The sequence below is a fragment of the Chromohalobacter sp. HP20-39 genome (genome assembly GCF_033052815.1).
GTDB lineage: Bacteria > Pseudomonadota > Gammaproteobacteria > Pseudomonadales > Halomonadaceae > Chromohalobacter.
This window is the reverse complement of the sequence record NZ_JAWHTP010001242.1, coordinates 1-230: the sequence shown is the minus strand read 5'-3', so window position 1 is coordinate 230 and position 230 is coordinate 1. Positions and strand designations below refer to the sequence as shown.

The window sequence follows — 230 nt, the reverse complement described above, 5'->3', positions numbered from 1 at the left end:
CGTTGGAGAGATAGCGCGAGAGGATCTCGTCCTTGCTCAGCCAGGCTTCGAGCCAGAAGGCGATCAGCACTTCCTGCGCCTTGCGCCCGAAGGTGCGCTGCGAATTGAGGAAGGCGTTCTTGGCGAGCTGCTGGGTGATCGTGCTGCCGCCCTGCGAGCCGCCGCTCTGGGTGACGTTGTGCACGAACGCGCGCAGGATGCCGCGCGGATCGACGCCCCAATGGCTGTAG

The 230-nt window shown here is 65.2% G+C and carries 1 protein-coding gene; it reads right to left on the bottom strand.

The annotated features are described in order from the left end of the window. On the bottom strand, positions 1–230 hold a 230-nt coding region (locus tag RVY79_RS21835; RefSeq protein ID WP_317466717.1), incomplete at both ends, for a biosynthetic peptidoglycan transglycosylase.